This window comes from Paenibacillus sp. AK002, from assembly GCF_053903045.1.
This window is the reverse complement of record NZ_CP096377.1, coordinates 4955222-4967440: the sequence shown is the minus strand read 5'-3', so window position 1 is coordinate 4967440 and position 12219 is coordinate 4955222. Positions and strand designations below refer to the sequence as shown.

Below are 12219 nucleotides of genomic sequence, written 5' to 3'. Positions count from 1 at the left end.
ATTCGTGTGATGATCATTCTTTTAACGCACCGATCAGGACACCGTGCACAAAATACTTTTGCAGAAACGGGTATAGGCATAATATCGGAAGTGTAGAGATGATAATCGTCGCATATTTGATCGTGATCCCGATGTCCAGCCGGTCTGTGGCTGCTGCGCCGGTCGTCATGCTGTCCGTACTGTTCGAGATCAGAATTTCACGGAGCACTAACTGCAAGGGAAATAACTCCCGATCACGCAAATAAATCAATGCGCTAAAGTATGAATTCCAATGTCCCACTGCATACCACAAAACCATGACGGCAATAACAGGCATCGAAAGAGGAACAATGATTCGGCTCATAATGATCCAATCATTGGCCCCGTCGATCCGCGCGGATTCCTCCAAACTAACGGGTACCGCTTGAAAGGCGGTCCGCATAATGATCAAGTTAAATGAACTGATAGCCCCGGGCAAGAGAAGAGCCCAAGGCGTATCCAGCATGCCGAGACTGTTCACCAGCAGAAAGGTTGGAATGAGGCCCCCATTGAACACCATCGTGATCACGATGATGAGCATGATGGAATTGTTGAAATAGACGTTGCGGCGAGAAAGGGCATAGGCACCGAGCGTTGTCATGATTAGGTTGATGATTGTGCCGCCAGCGACATAGAAGAGGGTGTTCCGGTAACCGGTCAGAATCATGGGATTATCCATGACGGCTTTATACGCATCCAGATTAAACCCGGTAGGGAAAAACAGCATGCCGCGAAATCGGGCGATTTCTGCAGGATCGCTTAAAGATGCGAATAATACGTACAGGAACGGATAAAGCGTGACGAAGCAAAGCAGGAGCATGAAGCATGTATTGACGACGGAAAATATCGATTCACCCAGGCTGCGTTTGTGAAACATACCGTTCCTCCCTTACCACAATTTATGTTCACTCACTCGTTTGCTAATGGAATTGGCGAGTACAATCAGAATGAAGCTGATGACCGAATTGAATAGCCCAACGGCAGCGGTATAACCGAAATCGGCTCCCAGTATACCTTTCCTGAATACATAGGTAGAGATGACATCGGCCGTCTCATAGGTCATCGGATTGTACATCAAAATAATTTTCTCGCTCCCAACGGAAAGCATGGATCCCATGTTGAGAATGAGCAATATCACAATGGTCGGCATGATCCCGGGCAGGGTAATATGCAAGGTCTGTTTCCATCGTCCCGCTCCGTCAATCCGGGCCGCATCATAGAGCGTCGGATCAATGTTGGCTATGGCGGCGAGATAGATAATAGAGCCCCATCCGATTCCCTGCCAGACGCCGGAAGAGACGTACATGAAGCGAAACCACCCCGGCTCCTGCATGAAGGCAATCGGTTCAAGTCCGATCATGCCAAGAAGTTGATTCACCAGACCGTCGCGGGCAAAGAAATCGATCATCATCCCGACTACAACGACGATGGAGATAAAGTGCGGGAGATAGCTTATCGTCTGGACGATCCGTTTAAAAAAGCTCCTGCGAATCTCATTAAGCAATAAGGCAAGTATGATCGAAGCGGGGAACGCAAACAGCAATTCATAGATATTGATCAGCAAGGTGTTCCGAATCAGTCTCCAAAAATAGTAGTTTCCAAAAAAACTTTCAAAATGATCGAAACCCATCCATGGACTTCCCCAAATTCCGTCGGCAAGTCCGTAATCTTTAAAAGCGATTTGCAGACCATACATGGGTCCGTAATGAAAAACGATGTAGTAGGCAACGACGGGCAGCAGGATAAGATAAATGTAGCGGTTCCGAATGATGTCCTTTTTTATCATGCTCCATTTCTTCTCTGCCCGGTTCCCCGTTGTCGTCTTCACAATGTTTCTCTGTACATTAGGCATGGTTTACTCCTTCTTTGAATACTGGAGAACGGCAAGCTGCAAGCTTTCCGTCTCCAGTGTAGTAGGCCTGTTATCGGTCGTTGTAGCGTTCCAATCCGGATTGCTGCATTTGAATTGCCTCGTCGATACCCATGCTTTTCAGGGTAGCGACATACTCATCGAACTTATCCAGCGATTCTGCGCCCATAATGAATTTAACGATCATTTCATTTTTATACGTATCGATATCGTTCATGATCGAGGCATATCGGCTATTGTTTTCCCGGGCGATGGTGATCGGAGGCATTCTTTTTTCATTCGAAGGTTCTGCCCAGACGGTTAAAGCTTCTTGCTGCTCCGGTCTGGCCGCATATTGCTCCATATAGCGTACATCCTGCAAGAAAGGACCGGCATCAGCGGACAAGACATGCTTTTTAACGGATTGGGCAAGCGGCAATCCTTCCGGATTGTTCATGACGGAGTCCGTATACTTCGGATAACCGTTATCCATCGTATAGGATACGCCTTCTTTACCGAAGTTCATGATCATTCGTCCTTCTTCACTATAGAAGTAATCGAAGAATTTTACAGTTTCAGCAACGTGCTTGTTGCTTCCGGTTATAGCAGTGAATATGCCTACAATTTGATTGTCCATTTGACCGAATATCGGTTTATCGCCAGATTGCAATGTCGGATAGGGTGTGGCAACAAGCTTGAATTGCGGTTCCTTGGACTCCATTAAATCCATAAACCTGCCCATCCCTCCGCCTACAGCCATAACAGCCGCACCGACCTGATTGCCGGTTATTTTGGCATCGTACATTTTGCTGTCATTGGCTGCAAAGTCTTTGTCCAGCAAGCCCTCATTGTACCAACGGTTCATGGTTGTAAGGTATTGCTTATATTCGGGTTGAACGGGGCCATATTTGACCGTATTTCCTTCGTGATAGAAGCCGTTCGGGATGCCAAAAGCGCCAGTAAAAGCAAGCTCGCCTGCTCCCATCATGATCGGAATTTCATCCGCCTTTCCGTTTCCGTTGGGATCTTGTTCCTTAAACGCTTTCAAAACGGTATACCATTCGTCGATGGTTCTAGGAGTAGGCAAATCCAACTTGTCCAACCAATCTTTACGTATAACCGGGCCGGAGTGGGTTTGCAGTTTTCTCACGGGGCGGATGAATGGGAAACCGATAATATCGCCATCGTCCGTCGAAGCCTGTCTTCTCCATTCCGGGTTTTCGTCCAGCAGCTTTTTGAAGTTAGGCGAATCGTCCAAATAGTCGTTTAATGGAATGATTTTACCATCCTTAATCGCTTTTTGAGCGCCTCCCGGATAATTATTCCACGTATACTCAACGACATCGGGCAGCGATTTCGAGGCCATCATCAAGTTGAATTGTTCGCCAGCTTGGCCTTGGGCCGGGTGTTGGTAATCGATTTTGACACCGGTTTTATTTTCGATTTCTTGAATAGCGGTAATCTCACCATAGCTTTTCATAATAGCGGCTGCGTCGGAATGCATCTGTTTCCAATACGATAAGTTGCTCAAAGGTTGGGTGAACTCTGTGGATTCCGTACTCCCCTTTGGCATTTCCTCACTGCTGCAGCCGACAATCGCTGTGGCAGCCAGTCCCAGACATGTTATAACAGGTATAAGCTTTTTGATGATGTTCCTGCTCATCTGCATAAACCGTAGTTCCTCCTCCATTTTGATGTGCTTTTGACATATTCAGCATAAAGGATGGTTGTTTTTTCCGGAATCATATAAAATCAGGAAAGGGTTGCCATTATTAAGATCAGGCACTGGCGAATATAAAACTGAATCGACCATATTAAAGATTGTCCCTTCTACAGTGGGGAGAGATTGCAAATCTTTGGGGCTAAGCAGCGAGCCGCAAGCCCCCAGCCAATCTTCGCATAGTTCCATCAAGTTAAAGCCGGAGATGTGCCATAAACAAAAAACACGGGTGAAAGGAGGTGCACGCTAGATGGTGCTCCCCGTGATCTTCTGTTGGATGCTCGGACGGCTTGCTATGCAAGTAAGGAGGGGAAGAAAATGACATTTGTTTATTTAATGACCAATCAGAAACCGTTAAATAATGAAATTATTAAGAGTCATGTGAAGTATTTAAGAGGCCTCGAATCACAAGGCAAACTTATGCTCTGTGGCCCTTTTTCGGATTATCCTGGAGGAATGGTCATCATTCAAGCAGAGGATTTAATTGAAGCAACAGACATTGCAAATTCTGACCCATTTATTGCATCGGGGTGCAAATCATATGAAATCAGGACGCTAAAGCTGGCCAACGAAAAAAATAATTATTTACTTTAAGCTATGATACATCTTGCAATTCAACTGTTAGGAAATTCCCGAAAAACAGAAAGGACAAAAAATGATCTATAGAAGAAAAACTTATATAGTTGAACCGTCATTTTTAGAAGAGTTTAATCAATTATTTAACGAGATATTACTGCCGTCTCAGTTAAAGTATGGCGCTAGATTAATTGGACGGTGGATGTTCGATAGAGATGAAAACAATACTGAGGTATTCGCTATATGGGAGTATGACAGTTATGAAGATTATGAAAGAATAGAAAGCCAGATCAAATCTGATCAAGAACATGTAATGAAAGTACAGCATCGTTTTGATCAAATTGGTAGAGACCGATTGAAACAGGTGCTTAAGGAAGATATTAGACAGGAATTTGTGAAAAGCACAGTACCTAGAGAAAAAACAATATTAGATTAGTTAAAATAAGAGTAAATCGAGGTGCTGAAGTGTATTTTCTCCAAATGTCGGGTTTTCCGGGCTCTGGAAAATCAACGCTTGCTAGACGAATTGCAAATATAACTGGGGCTGTCATTGTTGACCATGATATATCTAAAACGGCAATATTAAAGTCAGCAGAAGGACTTGATATTGAAATGAACCATCTTGGCAAAATTGCATACACGGTTGATTGGGATTTGGTCGAGTTTTATTTATCGCAAGGTCATGATGTTATATTTGATGCTCCTTGTTTATATTCGGAGATGCTGGATCATGGATTGCGATTAGCAAGTAAGTATGAAGCTCAATACAAATATATAGAATGTTACCTCAACGATTACAAGGAAATTTGTAACAGACTTCAAAATCGAAAACGAATGATAAGCCAAATAGCGGAGACGACTGAAGAATCATTTATATCTGGTTTAAATGAAAGTAAACGACCATTAGATATAAAGTGTCTGACTATTGATTCTTCGCAATCCATTGAGAGTTACTTAAATAATGTCTTGGATTATCTAAAGGAAAAATGAAGTCTTATAGGATTTATTGAGAATCAAGTAAGATAAAAACAAAAGTAAGGGGAATCAACCATGCCTTACACTAAACCCGTAATCATTGAACCATACTTTGATAAACCTGAATGGATTACGGATGAAGTTATTCGAGAAGAGTTTATCTGTTTATCTTCTGAATCGAATGAGCAAGATGTGGAATTATTTCTGATTCTTCTATTTGGTTATAATCATATCAATATAGAACAGTCATTTCTTTTATCTTTTAATGAATTATTGGAGCAAGAAGGAGTCGCGATATCAGGGGGGATTGCTTTTTTTGAAGATGAGAGCAAATATATTTTACCGAGTTGTTGCTGTGGTTTAGAAGATTTCTCTGAGGTGATAGATACAATTAAAAATAAACAAAGCCCGTGGATGGGACATGATCCTGCACCAGGTATTACATACAGTAATGATCAAGTGCGTGTTTGGCCTGATGATCCGGAAATCACCGATAGTAATGTTAATAAGCCCATACTGTATTCGTATAAAGAACTAATAGATAGTCTTGAAAAAACTCGAAAAGAAATGCAGGGATTTATTGAAGGCCCATTATATGAATGGATTAACAAGAGAGACAAAGAGATTGCCAACACGATGAGAGATCGGATGAAGCAATGGATTATGAAATAAAAAGCAGATTTTAAAGCGAGAACGGTGATCAAGACAACGTATTGCTCCGTAAGCCGCTTATGCTAACAACTAAAAGAAAAGAGCACTCCGCAAGATCTAAGATCTTCTGGAATGCCCCTTAGAATGTACTCTCTGCAAACTTCAGTTTATATTTTGCATTTTCGCAGGCGATGGTGCCGCACTGGCTGACTTCCGCTTGGCCAGATCCATCTTACGCTGCAGCATGCCGAGCACGATATCCGCAACGATTGCCAGCACCGCGGCAGGAATGGCGCCTGCAAAAATCCGCAGGGAGTTGTTGCTGTTTAGTCCAGCGTAAATTTCTCGTCCCAGCCCGCCTCCTCCCACGAGGGGAGCGATCGTTACCACGCCGATGGCAATAACGGCCGCGATACGCAGGCCCGACATGATGTACGTCAGCGCCAGCGGAAAACGTACTTTCACGAGCATTTGGAGAGGGCTCATCCCGATACCTTTTCCCGATTCCAGATAGCTGGGATCCACCTGTTTTAACCCCACGTACGTATTCCGCGCGATTGGATTCAGGGAATACAGGAAGAGTCCCACCATGACCGTTGTCGTTCCGAGTCCCATCCATAACATGAGAACCACGAGCATGGCTAAGCTTGGTACCACCTGTAGGATATTGGTGATAAACAAAATGATCTTGGCCGCCCATTTACTCTTAGAGCAGAGAATGCCAAGCGGCACGCCGACGATGAATGCCAGCCCCAGCCCGATAACCACCATCGTAATATGCTGGATGAAATACTCCCAGAGCAATTCTTGATTTCGTGATATATACGACAAAAAGTCGGAAAATGTTAAATGTTCGCTTTCCATGCTTACCCTCCTTTAGCTTTTCAAGAAGCCCTGCTCTTTCAAATACGCGATCGCGACTTCCCGCTCGCTTTTCTTCTCAATGTCCACCTGATAATTAAGCGATATCATCGTATCTGCATCCAGATGACCGATTAAAGGCGCTATCGTATCCTCAATTTCAGGATGCTTCTTCAAAAGGTCCGAACGCAATACCGGACTTGCATCATAGGGAGGGAAGAATTGCTGGTCATCCTGAAGCGTCTGCAACTGGTAGGCTTTCAGCCGGGAATCCGTGGAATAGGCCAACACGATATCCACCTGCTCATTGGCTACCGCGCTATAGACCAGGCTGATCTCCATGGGGAAGACCTGACCGAATTTGATGTCATATGCTTTGGAGAATGCCGGATATCCATCCGTGCTTCTCTCCAGCCAAGTCGTATCTACCCCAAGCTTCATGGAGGCCATGTCTTTTTTGACATCGGAAATTTTGGCGTACCCGTTGGCTTCCGCAAGATCCTTTCTTACCGTGAATGCGTAGGTGTTCTCGAAACCCAGCGGATTCATCCAGGTGAACCCGAAGTGTTCCTGGAATCCCTCCTGTGCCTCCTTCAAGACTTTATCGCGGTCTTTGGTGCCGCTGATCGGGAAATGGTTGTTGAAAATCTCACCGGTATATAGCGTCGCCATCTGAACGTCGTTTCGTTTCATCGCATTGATGACCAATGAACTAGATGCCAGATCCGGAATAACATCGACTTTCAGATCGGTTTGGTCTTCAATCAGCGCTTTATACATTTCGGCAATAATCTTGGTTTCGGTATAGGTTTGCGTCCCGATGGTAAGGTCGCTTTGAATTCCGCATGCGGAGGTAATAGCGGCAAGAGCCATCAGGCAGATTAACATCGGCATCCTTTTCAGCTTGTTCAGTTTCATCACGCCTTCCTTATTCCGTCCGGCTTGCTGTATACGGTTGAAGTTACTCATATCGCAGCGTCCCGGGTTTGATTCTGATGGTAGTGCTTGCTCAGCCAGCCCTCCAGCAGACCAAGCAGTCCGTCAGCTACAAGCGCCAACAGAATTGCACCGATGCCACCGATGAATATCATCTCGGGTTTGTTAACCCCAAGTCCAGATACGATGAGCTGGCCTAAACCGCCAGCACCGATCAGGGAAGCCAGGGTTGCCCAGCTGATGATATACACGGTCGTAATGCGGACACCGGACATGATGTAAGGAAGCGATAGGGGAAGCTGAATTTTCAAAATCGTTTGGGCGGTGCTGTATCCCATTCCCCTGGCCGAATTGAGCACGCCTTTATCCACGGAGTGAAAACCGTCATAGGTATTCCGCAGAATAGGCATCAGGGAATACAGAAACAATGCGAGTATGGCCGGCTTCATGCCGATCCCAAGCAGCGGAATCAGAATCGCCAGGAGCGCCAGGCTCGGTACCGTCTGAAACAGATTCGCAACGAAAAAGACGATGCTGTTCAACCAGCCGACCCGGTTGTAGACCAGCAGGATTCCGATCGGTACGGCAATCACGGTCCCGAGCAGCACGGCAGAGAACGAGAGGACCAGATGCTCCTGCAAAGCCTTCAGAATATCCGGATAACGATCCGTGATGAAGCTCCAAAATGCATTCATATCACTCACCCTCTCCGTTCAGCACCGGAGGAACCATCGTCGGATAGACTTCGGCCAGATGTTTAACCACACTGCCTCTTGTGATTAATCCGAGGAACCGGTTATTGCTGTCTACGACAGGGAGGTTGCTGAGCTGATGGCTGTCCATAATCTCGATGGCCTGCGGAAGCGTGCTTCCCGAAGCTACGGAAAAACGGACCGGATGCATCACATCCGCGACGGTTTTGCCTTCTTCGCCGTATTGGTCGAGTACCCGGTAGATCGAAACCGCGCCTTGAAGCTGACGGTTACGGTCCACGATCAGCAGCGAATCGACCCGCTTCATTTCCATCATCTTGATGGCTTCAGCCAATCCCCGGCTCGGGAATGCCGTGACCGGATTCGTAATCATCACTTCATCCACAAGCGGAATTTCATAGGCGCTTTCATTCTCATTTTGCAGACGTTTCGAACCGATAAAATCACGCACAAAATCATTTGCGGGATGCCGTAATATGCTGTCCGGTCTACCCGTTTGAACCACTTCGCCATCTTTCATCAGAACGATGGTATCCGCGATTTTAATAGCTTCATCCATATCATGCGTCACAAAAATAATGGTCTTATTGAGCTCCTGCTGAAGCCGGATCAGCTCATCCTGAAGCTGCTCCCGGCTGATGGGATCCAGTGCGGAGAACGGCTCGTCCATCAGGATGATATCGGGTTCAGCCGCAAGCGCCCGCACGACGCCTACGCGCTGCTGTTGCCCGCCGCTTAGCTCGGATGGATAGCGAGTGCCATAAATGGTGTGATCCAGTCCGACCATGTCCAACAATTCATTTACTTTTTGATCTGTTTTGTCTTTATCCCACTTCTTCAGACGCGGAACCACGCCCGCGTTCTTGGAGATATTCATATGCGGAAATAAACCAACGCTTTGAATGACATAGCCGATATTGCGCCGCAGTTCAACCGGATTCAATCTGGAGATATCCTGACCGTCAATCAGAACTTTGCCCGAGGATGGCGTATTGAGCGCGTTGATCAGCTTCATGGTTGTTGATTTGCCGCAGCCGCTCGGACCGATGAGGACGGTAATTTCCCCTTTTTTGAATTCGAGATTAATGTCCTTCAGCGCGTGAAAGCCATTATCATAAACCTTGTTCACATGCTCCAGTACTATCATTCAATCGCCCCTTTGCAAGCAGTATCCATATTATGCGGAGCATTTGGCATATCATCCATCGGGGACCCAAAAAAGAGTTGAGGAAAAGTATATTGCTGAGTAGGGAAGGCGGCAGCCTCGTTATGTAGAAACAGAAATGAAGCTAAGCAAGTTAGCTCTAAAAGAAATCAAAATGGAATAGGATTAAGCGCATCATCAAGGGGTGGAGAAAAACCAAGAGGAAACCCTGAGGGTATTAACAATTTAAGTCGGCAATCTTTGATAAGGCATAGACTTTCATGCCCCAAATTCCACCTTTATATGCATATTAGCGTTCTAAGCGGTGTGCAATCCCTTATTACATCCATCCGAAGGAAGTATTCCAAGCCTTTTAGCCCCTATTCGTATATAAGGATCATTTGTGTCTTCATCCATGAATCCTGATATACCTGTGAGAATCAAGCAGCTACGCCACTGCTTCTCTCAGCCCAAATGGATATATGCAAAATGCGTTGGCAGGCAACGAGTCCTTGTTGAGTAGGACCGTATAACTGCTACGGTGCAATAATATGTTTTATACATTTACCCACTTTGTCAAGGGATGAAACATGTACATAGAACGATTTTGAAGATTTGGTGCCTCGGGGCCAGAAGCGATACGGAAGGAAAGAGATATCCTACCCATGACTGGGAGTATTTACGAAGAGCGCGAATATACGTAATATGGAGGTACTGAAGAAGTGCGGAGAAAAGATGTTAGCTGAAAAATCACCTGAAGCCGGAGAGGATGGAAACAATGAAAGTAGAAATTTTAACGATGCCCTCGTTTTGGAAAACGGAAATGAGACAAAAATATTATCAACTTCAAGAGGACAATCGTAAGTTGGTTATTCTGTTCCCCGGAAAAAACTATCCCTGTGACAAGCCCATTCTACATTTTGCTGGAGCTTCCGCGATTCAAAGTGGTTATGACTTAATGGTGCTTGAATATGGATATCAAGCCGCGAGAACGGATTTGGATATTCATGATCTGCAAAGAGTAATAGAAGAGTGCCACGAAACGGTTCAACGAATCATAAGCAAGTATAAAGAGATTGTTTTTATTAGTAAGAGCATAGGCACAATCGTTGCTGGAGAAGTTCATGAAAAACTTGACACTCCTATAAAACATCTATTTTTGACGCCGATTAAAGACACCATCCCCTATATCAACAGGTTTAAGGGACTTGTGGTTTATGGTTCAAAGGATGAAGTGTTTCATCATGAACTTGCAGACCAAATTAAACTAGACAAGGCCACAGAGGTCATCGAAATTCCTAATGCCAACCATTCTTTAGAGACCGATCATGCTCCGGAAAGTGTTGAGATTCTAAGCAAACTGGTAGGGATATATATGAATTTTCTGAATGAAGGTAGAGGGTGATTCTCATTAAGATCTCGCAATCTTTTAATTCTGAAAAAATCGCAATGCTGAATAAGGAAGTTCATGAAAATCATGTCTCGCTCTATCCGGAGAACGTATTTATGAAATCATATCGATCCGTGTACATTCATCAATTAGGAATAATGAAAGTGCACCGAAATAAAGGAATTGGACGACTCTTAATGAACTTTATTAATAACTTTGCCAAAGAGAATGGAATAAACAAAATACAATTAGATTATTGGTCGGACAATGAAAGTGCTAGTCAATTCTATATAAAAAATGGTTTTAAGAGCTATCGAAATTATCTGTATAAGGAAGTAGATTCCATGTAATGACCCAAACCATGTAAGGAGAACAACATGCCTCAATTCCCCCTATTAGAAACAGAAAGATTGGTATTAAGACAAATTATACCAGAGGATGCTAGAGACATCTTTCATTATTTCTCTATGGACACCGTTACGAAATTTTATGATGTGGAGAGTTTTACGCATATTGAACAAGCAGATGAACTGATTCGTAGATGGAATCATAGGTTTGAAAACAATCAGGCCATTCGCTGGGGAATCGCTTTACGGTCGGAAAGCAGAGTCATTGGAACATGCGGATATCATGGTTGGATGAAACATCACTATAAAGCTGAGATTGGATATGAGCTGGCACCAGAATATTGGCGGCAAGGTTACATGACGGAGGCGATTCAGAAGATCATGGAGTTCGGCTTTAACCATCTTGGGTTAAACCGGATTGAAGCATTCGTAGAGCCAGAGAATACGGCATCAAGAAAGTTGCTGGAGAAGCTGGGATTAAATGAAGAAGGGACATTGAAGCAGCATTTTTATTGGAGGAATCAATTTGTTGATACGGTCATCTACGCATTACTTAAAAGAGATTATCAAGCGCGTTAAGTAGTGGTTTGATGCAGCAGCGATTTATGTTGTTTACACGATGTGGAAGTGAAGGAATCCCAATTTATATAAGGAGGCTGCGGGGAAATGAGCGTACTTAAGAAATTAAGAAATGACTATGTCATTTGGCATGCCAACCGGGTTAAGTTACCTGAACGCACACCGGGCAACATCGTCAGAACAAAAGCTGTTTTTTCCGGGAAGGTGCAGAAGGTAGGGTTTCGCTTGGAAATATATTGCATCGCTCGAAGAATGAATTTAACGGGATGGGTGAGAAATTTACAGGATGGAAGTGTGGAAGCGGAATTTCAAGGGGAAGCGTCACAAATTGATTTTCTGGTCCATTGCATGCGTTCATTGAAACGGGCGTCCGTACAGAAGGTGACGGTAGCTGATCTGCCTATTAAAGAGGAAGAAGAAAGCTTTGTGATCGCAGAATAAAATCCATATAGCAAGCCCC

15 protein-coding genes are annotated in these 12219 nt (G+C 44.6%); 8 read left to right on the top strand and 7 right to left on the bottom strand.

Features of this window, described 5'->3' with window-relative positions:
• Positions 1–13: 13 nt before the first annotated feature.
• From M1D70_RS22195 to M1D70_RS22185, 3 genes are all read right to left on the bottom strand, one after another.
• A complete protein-coding gene (locus M1D70_RS22195; RefSeq protein WP_009589956.1) occupies positions 14–895 on the bottom strand; it encodes a carbohydrate ABC transporter permease in 882 nt (293 codons plus the stop codon).
• 12 nt (positions 896–907) lie between these two features.
• Entirely contained in the window at positions 908–1870 is a 963-nt protein-coding gene (locus tag M1D70_RS22190; RefSeq protein ID WP_009589850.1) for an ABC transporter permease, read from the bottom strand.
• 70 nt (positions 1871–1940) lie between these two features.
• Positions 1941–3536 carry an extracellular solute-binding protein gene (locus M1D70_RS22185; protein WP_456287970.1) on the bottom strand — a complete coding sequence of 532 codons (1596 nt, stop codon included), beginning with the start codon at positions 3534–3536 and terminating at the stop codon, positions 1941–1943.
• A gap of 369 nt (positions 3537–3905) precedes the next feature.
• Here M1D70_RS22185 and M1D70_RS22180 point away from each other — a divergent pair, with 369 nt between their 5' ends.
• The 4 genes from M1D70_RS22180 to M1D70_RS22165 all read left to right on the top strand — a co-directional run bounded on the left by M1D70_RS22180 (position 3906) and on the right by M1D70_RS22165 (position 5810).
• Positions 3906–4181, top strand: a complete 276-nt coding sequence (locus tag M1D70_RS22180) for a YciI family protein (protein WP_456287969.1) — start codon at positions 3906–3908, stop codon at positions 4179–4181.
• Between the two features lie 61 nt (positions 4182–4242).
• Positions 4243–4599 carry an NIPSNAP family protein gene (locus M1D70_RS22175; protein ID WP_433940869.1) on the top strand — a complete coding sequence of 119 codons (357 nt, stop codon included), beginning with the start codon at positions 4243–4245 and terminating at the stop codon, positions 4597–4599.
• Positions 4600–4628: 29 nt separating this feature from the next.
• Positions 4629–5153, top strand: a complete 525-nt coding sequence (locus M1D70_RS22170) for an AAA family ATPase (RefSeq protein ID WP_456287968.1) — start codon at positions 4629–4631, stop codon at positions 5151–5153.
• Positions 5154–5213: 60 nt separating this feature from the next.
• The gene (locus M1D70_RS22165; protein WP_456287967.1) at positions 5214–5810 is read left to right on the top strand and encodes a hypothetical protein; all 597 of its coding nucleotides are present in this window, start codon (positions 5214–5216) and stop codon (positions 5808–5810) included.
• 141 nt (positions 5811–5951) lie between these two features.
• On the opposite strand, the gene M1D70_RS22160 is transcribed toward M1D70_RS22165, so the two are convergent.
• Genes M1D70_RS22160 through M1D70_RS22145 form a run of 4 tightly spaced genes read right to left on the bottom strand, consistent with a single transcriptional unit; the run spans position 5952 to position 9446 of the window.
• Positions 5952–6653 carry an ABC transporter permease gene (locus M1D70_RS22160; protein ID WP_456287966.1) on the bottom strand — a complete coding sequence of 234 codons (702 nt, stop codon included), beginning with the start codon at positions 6651–6653 and terminating at the stop codon, positions 5952–5954.
• A 12-nt stretch (positions 6654–6665) separates the two neighbouring features.
• The gene (locus M1D70_RS22155) at positions 6666–7619 is read right to left on the bottom strand and encodes a glycine betaine ABC transporter substrate-binding protein (protein WP_083829906.1); all 954 of its coding nucleotides are present in this window, start codon (positions 7617–7619) and stop codon (positions 6666–6668) included.
• Complete coding sequence (locus M1D70_RS22150; protein ID WP_009589947.1) at positions 7616–8281, bottom strand: ABC transporter permease; 666 nt, start codon at positions 8279–8281, stop codon at positions 7616–7618. Before M1D70_RS22150 ends, M1D70_RS22155 begins: the two co-directional genes overlap by 4 nt.
• 1 nt (position 8282) lies before the next feature.
• Positions 8283–9446, bottom strand: coding sequence for an ABC transporter ATP-binding protein (locus tag M1D70_RS22145; protein ID WP_009589871.1), 1164 nt, complete (start codon positions 9444–9446; stop codon positions 8283–8285).
• Positions 9447–10221: 775 nt separating this feature from the next.
• Between M1D70_RS22145 and M1D70_RS22140 the strand changes: the two genes are divergently transcribed.
• The 4 genes from M1D70_RS22140 (at position 10222) to M1D70_RS22125 (ending at position 12200) form a co-directional block, all read left to right on the top strand.
• Positions 10222–10848, top strand: coding sequence for an alpha/beta hydrolase (locus M1D70_RS22140; RefSeq protein ID WP_456287965.1), 627 nt, complete (start codon positions 10222–10224; stop codon positions 10846–10848).
• Between the two features lie 44 nt (positions 10849–10892).
• Positions 10893–11183 (top strand): GNAT family N-acetyltransferase, encoded by a 291-nt coding sequence (locus M1D70_RS22135; RefSeq protein WP_456290481.1) that lies wholly within the window; start codon positions 10893–10895, stop codon positions 11181–11183.
• Between the two features lie 27 nt (positions 11184–11210).
• On the top strand, positions 11211–11759 hold the full coding sequence (locus tag M1D70_RS22130) for a GNAT family N-acetyltransferase (RefSeq protein ID WP_456287964.1): 549 nt from the start codon (positions 11211–11213) through the stop codon (positions 11757–11759).
• An 87-nt stretch (positions 11760–11846) separates the two neighbouring features.
• Entirely contained in the window at positions 11847–12200 is a 354-nt protein-coding gene (locus tag M1D70_RS22125; protein WP_009589964.1) for an acylphosphatase, read from the top strand.
• Positions 12201–12219 lie beyond the last annotated feature (19 nt).

Bases quoted from the DNA above. Each gene is read 5' to 3' on its own strand.
- M1D70_RS22195 (WP_009589956.1), bottom strand. From the start codon at position 895: ATGTTTCACAAACGCAGCCTGGGTGAATCGATATTTTCCGTCGTCAAT.
- M1D70_RS22190 (WP_009589850.1), bottom strand. From the start codon at position 1,870: ATGCCTAATGTACAGAGAAACATTGTGAAGACGACAACGGGGAACCGG.
- M1D70_RS22185 (WP_456287970.1), bottom strand. From the start codon at position 3,536: ATGCAGATGAGCAGGAACATCATCAAAAAGCTTATACCTGTTATAACA.
- M1D70_RS22180 (WP_456287969.1), top strand. From the start codon at position 3,906: ATGACATTTGTTTATTTAATGACCAATCAGAAACCGTTAAATAATGAA.
- M1D70_RS22175 (WP_433940869.1), top strand. From the start codon at position 4,243: ATGATCTATAGAAGAAAAACTTATATAGTTGAACCGTCATTTTTAGAA.
- M1D70_RS22165 (WP_456287967.1), top strand. From the start codon at position 5,214: ATGCCTTACACTAAACCCGTAATCATTGAACCATACTTTGATAAACCT.
- M1D70_RS22160 (WP_456287966.1), bottom strand. From the start codon at position 6,653: ATGGAAAGCGAACATTTAACATTTTCCGACTTTTTGTCGTATATATCA.
- M1D70_RS22155 (WP_083829906.1), bottom strand. From the start codon at position 7,619: ATGAGTAACTTCAACCGTATACAGCAAGCCGGACGGAATAAGGAAGGC.
- M1D70_RS22150 (WP_009589947.1), bottom strand. From the start codon at position 8,281: ATGAATGCATTTTGGAGCTTCATCACGGATCGTTATCCGGATATTCTG.
- M1D70_RS22145 (WP_009589871.1), bottom strand. From the start codon at position 9,446: ATGATAGTACTGGAGCATGTGAACAAGGTTTATGATAATGGCTTTCAC.
- M1D70_RS22140 (WP_456287965.1), top strand. From the start codon at position 10,222: ATGAAAGTAGAAATTTTAACGATGCCCTCGTTTTGGAAAACGGAAATG.
- M1D70_RS22135 (WP_456290481.1), top strand. From the start codon at position 10,893: ATGCTGAATAAGGAAGTTCATGAAAATCATGTCTCGCTCTATCCGGAG.
- M1D70_RS22130 (WP_456287964.1), top strand. From the start codon at position 11,211: ATGCCTCAATTCCCCCTATTAGAAACAGAAAGATTGGTATTAAGACAA.
- M1D70_RS22125 (WP_009589964.1), top strand. From the start codon at position 11,847: ATGAGCGTACTTAAGAAATTAAGAAATGACTATGTCATTTGGCATGCC.